This is a genomic window from Azospirillum isscasi (assembly GCF_030849505.1).
GTDB classification, from domain to species: domain Bacteria; phylum Pseudomonadota; class Alphaproteobacteria; order Azospirillales; family Azospirillaceae; genus Azospirillum; species Azospirillum isscasi.
In genome coordinates this window covers 1-9,017 of record NZ_JAUJFI010000199.1, presented here as the reverse complement: position 1 = coordinate 9,017, position 9,017 = coordinate 1, and the positions used below count along the sequence as shown (strand labels likewise).

Sequence of the window (9,017 nt, the reverse complement as noted above, 5' to 3'; positions counted from 1 at the left end):
CCCTCCGGCATGGCGGGCGGGGGCGGGCTGGCGCCGACCTCGATCTGCGGCAGCGGGGGCGCCGTCATCACGACCGGAGCCTTGAAGACGGGCGGAGCCGGCGGGGCCGGGGGCGGGAAGAGGTCGGGCCGCGGCGGGATGGGCAGCGGCTGCGCGTTCTCCAGCGTCAGCTTCCCCGCATCGGCGGTGACCGCGGGGGCGGGGCCGGGGGCGCTGGTCTGGGGTGGGGGCGCGCTGGGCGTGGAACAGGCGGTCACGGCCAGGGACAGCACCGCTGCCGCGGCGGCGGGCAGGACGCGCAGGGAGACCGACCGCCCCGCGGGGGCATTCGGAGAACGGCTCATGCGTCCGACAATCCTCATGGTGACCAGCGCATTGTTCCCAGTTACACGGAAAAGCGTTGGTACCATAGCCCTTCGATTGGCGTAGCGACAACGCCCTTTGGGCCGCGCGGCGGGTTTCCCCACCAAAGCGCGGCCCGGCTATCCTATCGTCAACAAGGGCTTATGGCCCAGCCGGAGGTCAGCCCTGACCGGCGTCCGTCGCCGCAGCCGGGGCGGAACGCACCCTGCGCTCCGTCGCACCGCGCAGGATCTTGGCGATCGGCAGGTGGAAATGGGCGTTGGCCGCCAGGATCGTGCCGCCGAACACCGGGTTGCGCCCGCCGCCGATCTCACCCACGAAGCCGCCGGCCTCCGTCACCAGAAGCTGGCCCGCCGCGGCGTCCCAGGGGGCCAGACCGCGCTCCCAGTAGCCGTCGTAGCGGCCCGCCGCGACGAAGGCGAGGTCGAGCGAGGCGGCGCCGAAGCGGCGGATGCCCGCGACCTCCTTCATGATGGCCTCGGCCTCGACCAGGAAGCCGGCATGGTCGCCGCGGCCCTTGAAGGGGATGCCGGTGGCGATCACCGCGTCGGCGAGGTTGCGGCGCTCCGACACGCGCAGGCGCTGGTGGTTCAGGAAGGCGCCCTGGCCCTTCTCGGCCCAGAACATCTGGTCGTGCACCGGCTCGTACACCACGCCGGCGACGATCTCGCCGTTCTTCTCCGCGGCGATGGAGATGGCCCAGTGCGGGATGCCGTGCAGGAAGTTGGTGGTGCCGTCCAGCGGATCGACGATCCAGCGGGCGGTCGGGTCGTTGCCCTTGCTGGCGCCCGTCTCCTCCATGAGGAAACCGAAGTCCGGGCGGGCCTTCTGCAGCTCTTCGCGCAGCAGCTTTTCCGCCTTCATGTCGGCGGCGGACACGAAGTCCGCCGGGCCCTTGCGCGACACCTGGAGGTGCTCGACCTCGCCGAAGTCGCGGACAAGGCCGCGGGCCGCCTTTTCGGCGGCGCGGACCATCACGTTGATAAGGGCGGAGCGGGTGGCCATGGGCGTGCTTTATCTCGTGCGGAACCGGAAAAAGAATACACCGGCCCCCGCCTTAAGCGAGAGCCGGTGCGCAGAAAAACGTCAGGACGGTCAGTCCTTGGCGCGCTCGACATACTCGCCGGTCTGGGTGTCGACGACGACGCGGGTGCCCGACTCGATGTGCGGCGGCACCAGGATCGACACGCCGTTCTCCAGCTTCGCCGGCTTGTAGGAGGAGGAGGCCGTCTGGCCCTTCACCACCGGGTCGGCCTCGGTGATCTGCAGGGTGACTTTGCCGGGGATCTCGACGCCGAGCGGCGCGCCTTCGAAGGACTGCACGGTGACTTCCATGCCGTCCTGCAGGAACACCTTCTGGTCGCCGATGATCTCGCCGGGGATGGCGGTCTGCTCGTAGCTTTCCTTGTCCATGAAGGTGTAGCTGTCGCCTTCGGCGAACAGGAAAGTCATCTCGTGCTCGTCCAGGCGGGCGCGCTCGACCGTCTCCTGGGTGCGGAAGCGCTCGGTCGACTTGTTGCCGGTGCGCACATCCTTCATTTCAAGCTGGATGAAGGCGCCGCCCTTTCCGGGTTGGACGATGGCGGTCTTCGTGATGACCCAGAGCTTCCCGTTGTGCTCCAGCACATGGCCGGGACGCATCGTGTTGGCGTTGACCTTCATGACATACTCGTGATTTCCAGGAGACAGGCGGCGCGGAACCTAGCAGCTTGCCGGGCCGGTGGCAACGCCGGGCGGGGGCGGAATCGGGATTCCGCGCCTTCTTTGTCCGTTTTCGCCACTGGCCCCACTCTGCTAAGCAGCATCGTCGCTCCGTTACCGCAGGCCGCCATGCCCCCCGTTCCGCCTTCCTGGGCTCCCGAGACCTTCGCCCGCCGCCGCCCGAACCTCGCCGTGCGCGGCCGCGTGCTGGGCGCCGTCCGCCGCTTTTTCGAAGAGAACGCCTTCCTGGAGGTGGACACCCCGGCGCTTCAGGTGTCGCCGGGGATGGAGCCGCATCTCCAGGCTTTCGCGACGGAGCTGGTGGGGCCGCATCCCGAGGACCGGCGGCGGCTGCACCTGCACACCAGCCCCGAATTCGCGATGAAGAAGCTGCTGGTGGCGGGGCTGCCGCGCATCTACCAGATCGCCCACGTCTTCCGGAACGGCGAGCGGTCGGCCACCCATGCGCCGGAATTCTCCATGCTCGAATGGTACCGGGCGGGGGAGGGCTACCGGACGCTGATCCGCGATTGCGAGGATCTGGTGCGCGAGGCCGCGACCGCCGCCGGGCGGACGCGATTCGATTTCCGCGGCATGGCCTGCGACCCCTTCAAGGAGTGGCGGGTGCTGACCGTGCAGGACGCCTTCCGCGAGTACGCCGGGATCGACTTGCTGGAAACCTTCGACGGCACCCACGACCCCGATCCGGCGCCGCTGGCCGCGGTCGCGGCGCGCATCGGCATCCACCCGCACGACGGCGACCGCTGGGAAGACATCGTCTTCCGCATCATGTTCGACCGGATCGAGCCGCATCTGGGCGAGGGCGTGCCCTGCGTGCTGACCGACTATCCCGTCTGCATGGCCGCCCTGTCGCGCCCCAAGCCGGAGGACCCGCGGCTGGCTGAGCGGTTCGAGCTGTACGCCTGCGGTCTGGAACTGGCCAACGCCTTCGGCGAACTGACCGACGCCCGCGCCCAGCGCGCCCGTTTCGAGGCCGACATGGACCTGAAGGAGCGGATCTACGGCGACCGTTTCCCGGTGGACGAGGATTTCCTCGCGGCGCTGGAGCACGGCATGCCGGAGTGCAGCGGCATCGCGCTGGGGTTCGACCGGCTGGTCATGCTGTGCAGCGGTGCTGAAAGCATCGACGAGGTGCTGTGGCTGCCGGTGGCGGGGGCCTGAACCCACCCACCGCCACCGGCTTGGCCGTTCAGGCGGTGACGTCGATCACCACGCGGCCGCGCACCTGCCCCGCGAGGATCCGGCCGGCAAGCTCCGGCAGTTTCGACATCGGCTCCACCGTGTACATCGCCTTCAGATGGTCCTTGTCGAGGTCGCGGGCCAGCCGCGCCCAGGCGCGCTCGCGCCGTGCGGCGGGGGCGGCGACCGAATCGACGCCGATCAGCGTCACGCTGCGCAGGATGTGCGGCAGCACCGTGCCCGGCAGGTCGGCGCTCCCCGCCAGCCCGCAGGCCGCGACGGCGCCGCCCCAGACGGTCTGCGACAGGGCGTTGACGAGCGTGATCCCGCCCACCGAATCGACGCCGCCGGCCCAGCGCTCCTTCTGAAGGGGCGGGCCCTTCTCCAGCAGGGCGGCGCGGTCGATGAAGCCGGTGGCGCCCAGGCCGGACAGGTACTCATGGGTCTCGGGCCGCCCTGTGGAGGCGGTGACCGGGTAGCCCGCCTTGGCGAGCAGGGCCACCGCGACCGAGCCGACGCCGCCCGCGGCCCCGGTGACCAGCACCTCCTTGCCGCCGGGCTGGATGGTGCCCCACGTTTCCAGCGCGTCCACGCAGAGCGCCGCGGTGTAGCCGGCGGTGCCGATGCCCATCGCCTCCTCCGGCGAGAAGACGTCGGGCAGGCGGGTCAGCCATTCCGGCTTCACGCGCTGGAAGCGGCTGTAGCCGCCCCACTGGGTTTCCGACAGGCCCCAGCCGTTGACGATCACCCGGTCCCCCGCCTTCCAGTCGGCGGAGCGCGATTCCACGACCGTGCCGGCGAGGTCGATGCCGGCGACCATCGGCAGCTTGCGGGCGATCCGGCCCTTGCCGGAGACGGCGAGGCCGTCCTTGTAGTTCAGGGTGGAGTAGGCGACCTCGACCAGCACGTCGTGGTCCGGCAGGTCTTCAAGGCTCAGGGGCTTGAAGCCTCCCTTGGGCTTGCCGTCGGCGTCTTCGATGACGAAGGCGGTGAAGGTGTCGGCCATGCGGATTGCTCTCCCGGATCGCGTTCTTGATGAGCGGTTTGATTGGGGGAAAGCCTAGCACGGAAGCCGGGATGGACAAGACGCCGGGATGACGGCGCGGATGGGGAGTGCCCGCCCGCGCCCACCACCCCAAAATCAGAATGTGATCTTCGTCTGGAGCGCGATCACGTCCACATGGGCCTTGTAGTCGGCGGTCAGGTTGCCGCGGAACGCGTCGCTGCCCGTCAGGTTGTCGCGCAGGTTGATCTTGGCCTTGTTGGCGAAGATGTGGCTGTAACCGATGTCGGTCCGGATGCTGTCCGTGAATTGGTAGCCGGCACCGATCGACACCCAGTAACGGTCCTCGTCCGGGATGCGCGGCGTGCGGTACTGGTCGCTGACCGGAGTCTGGTCATAGGCCACGCCCGCGCGCAGGGTCAGCTTCTCGTTCCACTTGTAGGCCGCACCCAGCGCGAAGAACCACGAATCGTCCCAGTTCTCGTCGGTCACCGTGTCGGCGCGCAGCGGGTTGCGGTAGCGGATGCGCAGTTCCTTGAAGCGCGACCAGTTGGTCCAGTGCGCGTCGGCCATGACGGCGAAGGAACTGGTCAGCTCGTGGTAGGCGCCGAAGGCGATCACGTCCGGCGTCGCCACCTTCGCCCGCACCGGGGAACCGGCGAAGCTGGCCTGGAGCGCCGGCACGGCGGGCACCGCCTCGAACTTCGAATCGCCGTCCAGCTCGTGGAAGACGGAGGAGCGGTAGGACACGCCGAATCGGGTGCCCTTCACCGGCTCGTACAGCATGCCGGCGGTGAAGCCGACGCCCCAGTCGTCGCCCTTCACCTCGCCCACGCCGTCGCGCGAGCCCGGAGCGATGGGCACGCCGGTGGCCGCCAGAATCGACCCGAAGTCCACGGCCTGGCTCAGCCGCGCCTTGGCGTACTGGAATTGCAGGCCGCCGGCCACGGTCAGATCCGGGAACAACCGGTAGGACACGGTGGGGGAGATGTTGATGGTCAGCAGGCTGGAATGGATGCCGTGATAGCGGCCCGTCCAGCTTTCCGGATAGTCGGTGGACAGACCCCAGGGGGCGGTGATGGCAAGGCCCAGCTTCACGTCCGGCGACACCGTGTAGGCCAGATAGCCCGACGGGATCACCGCGTCCATGCCGACGTCGCCCGGGTCGGAGGTGCCCACGATGGTGCTGCCGCCCAGCCGGGTGGCGCGGGTGCCGCGGGCGTTGCTGGTCTTGGAGGTCGGGAACACGCCGCTCAGCACGCCGATCGCCTGGTTCCCCTCGATGGCGCCGAGAGCCGCCGGGTTGAAGAACAGGCCGGTGGCGTCGCCCATGCCGTTGGCGGCGGCGCCCGCGAAGGAGGTGCCCTGGCCGGACGCGCTCTGCTCCTTCAGCAGATAGCCGGCGGCCCCGGCGGGCAGCGGCGCCGCGATGGCGACGGCTGCGGCGGCGGCGAGCAGATTCCCCTTCAGAGACCGTTTGGACATGCGTTTCTCCCCAATTTCGTTATTTGACGCAATGATACACAGATTGACGTTAACGTAAAGTGGGTGCGCTGAAAAAATGTTTGGCCAACAATGTATGTGCGCAACGGTAGGTTTGGGGCAGGGGAATGCGCGCCCAGGGCGATTCGCCGCGGGACGACAGGAGGGGGCAGGGGGTGTTGGGGCTGTTCAGCCCAGCCAGCCGGCGACCATCGCCATGCCGGCGCCGATCACGCCCTGGGCGTCCGTCCAGATCAGCTTCGCCGTGATGGCGATGGAGGCGATGACCAGCATGGGCCGCACGATGGCGGCCCCGTTGCGGATGACCATATGCGCGCCGGCCTGCGCGCCGATCATCTGGCCCAGCCCCATCAGCAGCCCGGCCAGCCAGGCGATGTGCCCGCCGGCCAGGAAGAACAGCAGGGCAGCGATGTTGCTGGTGAAGTTCAGGACCTTGGTGTGGGCGGTCGCCTTGCGCAGGTTGAAGCCCAGCAGCGAGACGAAGGCGATGGCGAAGAAGGTGCCGGTGCCCGGCCCGAGGAAGCCGTCGTAGAAGCCGATGCCCGTCCCGGCGAGCAGGGCGAATCCGCGCTCCCCGATCCGCTGCTGCGCGTCGATCTCGCCGGCCTTCGGGGAGACGAGCAGCCACACGGCGATGCCGATCAGCAGCACCGGGATGACGTTGCGCAGGAAACCGGGGTCGATCATCTGGACGACGATCGCGCCCGCGGCAGAGCCGGCGAAGGTGCAGGCGATCATCACCGCCATGTCGCGCGGCTTCACCTCGCCGCCGCGCGTGAACTTCAGCGCGGCGGAGAAGGACCCGAAGCTGGATTGCAGCTTGTTCGTCGCCAGCGCCTCGGCGGGCGACAGCCCGGCCCAGAGAAGGGCGGGCAGGGTCAGCAGCCCGCCGCCCCCGGCGATGGCGTCCACGAAACCCGCCAGCAGGCCGACCGCGAACAGCGCGGCCAGCGTCTCGATGGAAAGGAGGTCCATGATCGGGTGACGGCCTTCACTCTCCGGTGGATTCGACGCCGGATTCGGCACCGGACGTGGCACCGGACTCTGCGGCGGCGATGGCGGCGTTGAAGGCTTTCACGGCGGCGCCCGGCCCGTCCGGGTGGTTCCACACGGCGCCGACCACGGCCAGGAAATCGGCCCCGGCGCGGACCAGCGGCCCGCAATTCTCCTGGGTGATCCCGCCGATGGCGACGCAGGGCACCTCCATCAGCTCCGACCACCACCGGAGCAGTTCCGGCTCGGCCTTGAATTCGGCGTCCTTGGTGGTGGTGGGGAAGAAGGCCCCGAAGGCGACGTAATCGGCCCCGGCCTCGCCGGCTTCCATGGCGAGGTGGCGGCTGTCGTGGCAGGTCACCCCGACGATGGCGTCGTTGCCGACGATCCGCCGCGCCTGGGCGTAGGGGGTGTCCTTCTGCCCGACATGCACCCCGTCGCAGCCGGTCTCGCGGGCCAGCGCAGGGTGATCGTTCAGGATGAAGGCCACCCCGCGGTCCTGCGCGATCGGGCGCAGAACATCGCAAGCCCGGCGCACGGCGTCGTCGGAGCAGTCCTTCAGGCGCAGCTGCACGCAGGCGACGTCGCCCGCGTCCAGCGCTTCGGTCAGTTTCGGCGCGAAGGCCGCCGGCTCCAGGACCGGCGGCGTCACGAGGTAGAGCCGGCAGGCGGTTTCGGTCACCCGGGGCGGTCCTTACTCTTTGCCCTGATAGATCTTCATGATCCGGTCGAGCAGCTTCAGGGCTTCGTCGCGCGGACGCTGGAAGGCGTTGCGCCCGATGATCGAGCCGTTGCCGCCGCCGTCGCGGATGGCGCGGGCGTCCTCGAACACCGCGTCCTCGCCCTTGGTCGCACCGCCCGAGAAGACCACGATGCGGCGGCCGTTGAAGGCGCACTGCATGATGTGGCGGACGCGGTCGGCCTGGGTGGCGATCGGAATGTTCTTGGACTCGTAGACCTTCCGGGCCTCCGCCTGCTCCAGATGGGCGGACGGCAGCTTCACCTTGATGATGTGGGCGCCGAGAAGCGCGGCCATGTGGGCGGCGTAGCCGATCACGTCGATGGCCAGCTCACCCTCCTTGGAGACGGTGCCGCCGCGCGGGTAGGACCACAGCACGGTGGGCAGACCGACCGACTTGGCCTCCTTCGACAGCTCGCGGATCTCCTCGTACTGGTCGTACATGGCGTCCGAGCCGGGGTAGATCGTGAAGCCGATGGCCGAGCAGCCGAGGCGCAGCGCGTCCTGCACCGAGGCGGTCACCGCCTGATCGGCGTTCTCCTTCTGGCGCGACAGGCTGTTGGCGCTGTTCATCTTGAGGATCAGCGGGATCGAGCCGGCGAAGGTCGAGGCGCCGGCTTCCAGGGACCCGAGCGGAGCGGCGTAGGCGTTGCAGCCCGCGTCGATGGCGAGCTGGTAATGGTAATGCGGATCGTAGCCCGGCTCGTTCGGCGCGAAGCTGCGCGCCGGGCCGTGCTCGAAACCCTGATCGACCGGAAGAATCACCAGCTTGCCGGTGCCGCCCAGCTTGCCTTCCATCAGAATGCGGGCAAGGTTGGCCTTGACGCCGGGGGTGTCGCTTTCGTAGTTCGCAAGAATTTCCTTAACGCGACGTGTGAGCTTCATCTGGCTCTTCCCCTTGGGGTTCATGTCGGAAATGCGGCCCTCATAGCCCAGCCCGGGCCTCTTTGCAACGCCGGCAGGGGTGTAATGCGGCCTTGCGCTTCGCCAAAAGGGCTTATCCGAGAGGTCGGATTCGGGGGTGCCGAAGGATTAGGCTTCCGCCGCAGGGGACGCCGTTTTTTGTCACAGAACCGATTGAACGATGACGTAAAGGCCGTAGCCGGCGCCCACCGCAACGGCCCAGGCCCCGGCGGCCAGCCCGGTCCAGACGGCGAGCAGCCGGGCGCCACGGAGCTTCTCCACATGCGGCGCGGGGAAGCGGGAACCGCGGGGAAGCCCATCCGGCCTCTCCGGATGGGGAGCGAGCCCGTCACCCTTCCGCGGTGTGGCGTCCGCCTGGGGCCGCAAAGGCGTGGTCGTGTTCATCGGGGTGGTACCGCATCGTGATGTCGAAATCACCATACACCACTTTTGATCGTGGTGATTTGGGGAAAAAGCAGTATCGCCTTGGGACTATTCCGTGACAGGACCGCCGCGCGGCCCGCTCAGCCAGTCCCGGCAGGCGCGCTGCGGGTCGCGGGCGCCGCGCAGGTCGAGCGGTTCGGGCAGGTCCGTCAGCAGGCGGGCGCCGCG

The 9,017-nt window shown here is 68.9% G+C and carries 9 protein-coding genes and 1 pseudogene; 1 reads left to right on the top strand and 9 read right to left on the bottom strand.

Going from position 1 to position 9,017, the window contains the following annotated elements:
- From QSG27_RS25565 to efp, 3 genes and pseudogenes are all read right to left on the bottom strand, one after another.
- Positions 1 to 344: pseudogene (locus tag QSG27_RS25565) on the bottom strand (hypothetical protein); the annotation flags it as partial.
- Positions 345 to 522: 178 nt separating this feature from the next.
- Positions 523 to 1,368 carry an inositol monophosphatase family protein gene (locus tag QSG27_RS25560; RefSeq protein WP_306711154.1) on the bottom strand — a complete coding sequence of 282 codons (846 nt, stop codon included), beginning with the start codon at positions 1,366 to 1,368 and terminating at the stop codon, positions 523 to 525.
- Positions 1,369 to 1,458: 90 nt separating this feature from the next.
- A complete protein-coding gene (efp, locus tag QSG27_RS25555) occupies positions 1,459 to 2,025 on the bottom strand; it encodes an elongation factor P (protein ID WP_306711152.1) in 567 nt (188 codons plus the stop codon).
- 168 nt (positions 2,026 to 2,193) lie between these two features.
- Between efp and epmA the strand changes: the two genes are divergently transcribed.
- Positions 2,194 to 3,246, top strand: coding sequence for an EF-P lysine aminoacylase EpmA (gene epmA, locus QSG27_RS25550; protein ID WP_306711150.1), 1,053 nt, complete (start codon positions 2,194 to 2,196; stop codon positions 3,244 to 3,246).
- 28 nt (positions 3,247 to 3,274) lie between these two features.
- On the opposite strand, the gene QSG27_RS25545 is transcribed toward epmA, so the two are convergent.
- From QSG27_RS25545 to QSG27_RS25520, 6 genes are all read right to left on the bottom strand, one after another.
- Positions 3,275 to 4,270 (bottom strand): MDR family oxidoreductase, encoded by a 996-nt coding sequence (locus QSG27_RS25545; RefSeq protein WP_306711148.1) that lies wholly within the window; start codon positions 4,268 to 4,270, stop codon positions 3,275 to 3,277.
- A gap of 135 nt (positions 4,271 to 4,405) precedes the next feature.
- Positions 4,406 to 5,752: an OmpP1/FadL family transporter gene (locus QSG27_RS25540; protein WP_306711146.1), complete on the bottom strand. Its 1,347-nt coding sequence runs from the start codon at positions 5,750 to 5,752 to the stop codon at positions 4,406 to 4,408.
- 186 nt (positions 5,753 to 5,938) lie between these two features.
- Positions 5,939 to 6,745, bottom strand: a complete 807-nt coding sequence (locus QSG27_RS25535; protein WP_306711144.1) for a TSUP family transporter — start codon at positions 6,743 to 6,745, stop codon at positions 5,939 to 5,941.
- Between the two features lie 16 nt (positions 6,746 to 6,761).
- Positions 6,762 to 7,445 carry a thiamine phosphate synthase gene (gene thiE, locus QSG27_RS25530; RefSeq protein ID WP_306711142.1) on the bottom strand — a complete coding sequence of 228 codons (684 nt, stop codon included), beginning with the start codon at positions 7,443 to 7,445 and terminating at the stop codon, positions 6,762 to 6,764.
- 12 nt (positions 7,446 to 7,457) lie between these two features.
- Complete coding sequence (locus tag QSG27_RS25525) at positions 7,458 to 8,387, bottom strand: class I fructose-bisphosphate aldolase (protein WP_306711140.1); 930 nt, start codon at positions 8,385 to 8,387, stop codon at positions 7,458 to 7,460.
- A 180-nt stretch (positions 8,388 to 8,567) separates the two neighbouring features.
- Positions 8,568 to 8,810: a hypothetical protein gene (locus QSG27_RS25520; protein ID WP_306711138.1), complete on the bottom strand. Its 243-nt coding sequence runs from the start codon at positions 8,808 to 8,810 to the stop codon at positions 8,568 to 8,570.
- Between the last annotated feature and the right edge of the window lie 207 nt (positions 8,811 to 9,017).

Coding starts and splice junctions, on each gene's coding strand:
- efp (WP_306711152.1), bottom strand. CDS start 2,025: ATGAAGGTCAACGCCAACACGATGCGTCCCGGCCATGTGCTGGAGCAC.
- QSG27_RS25545 (WP_306711148.1), bottom strand. CDS start 4,270: ATGGCCGACACCTTCACCGCCTTCGTCATCGAAGACGCCGACGGCAAG.
- QSG27_RS25535 (WP_306711144.1), bottom strand. CDS start 6,745: ATGGACCTCCTTTCCATCGAGACGCTGGCCGCGCTGTTCGCGGTCGGC.
- QSG27_RS25525 (WP_306711140.1), bottom strand. CDS start 8,387: ATGAAGCTCACACGTCGCGTTAAGGAAATTCTTGCGAACTACGAAAGC.
- QSG27_RS25520 (WP_306711138.1), bottom strand. CDS start 8,810: ATGAACACGACCACGCCTTTGCGGCCCCAGGCGGACGCCACACCGCGG.
- QSG27_RS25560 (WP_306711154.1), bottom strand. CDS start 1,368: ATGGCCACCCGCTCCGCCCTTATCAACGTGATGGTCCGCGCCGCCGAA.
- QSG27_RS25540 (WP_306711146.1), bottom strand. CDS start 5,752: ATGTCCAAACGGTCTCTGAAGGGGAATCTGCTCGCCGCCGCCGCAGCC.
- epmA (WP_306711150.1), top strand. CDS start 2,194: ATGCCCCCCGTTCCGCCTTCCTGGGCTCCCGAGACCTTCGCCCGCCGC.